This window comes from Psychrobacter sp. T6-1 (assembly GCF_052258445.1).
Window position 1 is genome coordinate 1 of record NZ_JBQQFC010000800.1, and the last position, 551, is coordinate 551.

Genomic DNA, 551 nt, shown 5'->3' on the forward strand with positions numbered 1-551 from the left:
GCCGATATCTATAACAATTACACGGTACACGTGCATCAGCCTGCGATGTTTCAGCCCGTAGGCGGTATGGGCAAAATCGGCGACGCCTTTACCCGCGAGTGCCGCGATATGATTACTTTCAATGCCAAAGTCACCAAGATTAATCAAGATGAGACGGGCGTTACCGTTGATTATATCAATACTGACAACCCTGAAAGTATGCGCAAAAGCGTTCGAGCCGACTGGTGTATTTGTACGATTCCACTATCTATATTGACCCAAATTGACATCAATGTCTCAGAGCCGATGAAGCAAGCGATGGCAGCGGTGCCTTACGACAGCTCCTATAAAGTCGGTTTGGAGTTTAAGCGGCGCTTTTGGGAGGAGGATGAGTGGATCTATGGCGGTATTACTTATACCGACTTGCCAATTACCCAAATCTCCTACCCGTCGCAAGATCTGTTTAGTTCAGGATCTGGCGTGCTCCTTGGCGCATACGGTTTTGGTGAGGCGTCTTATAAGTTCAACTCACTTACGCCAAAAGAGCGCATCAGCGCAGCGCTCGAATATGG

1 protein-coding gene is annotated in these 551 nt (G+C 48.5%); it reads left to right on the plus strand.

Features of this window, described 5'->3' with window-relative positions:
- Positions 1-551 (plus strand): flavin monoamine oxidase family protein (locus ACTXGO_RS16625; RefSeq protein WP_443575223.1); only part of this gene is annotated, 551 nt, incomplete at both ends.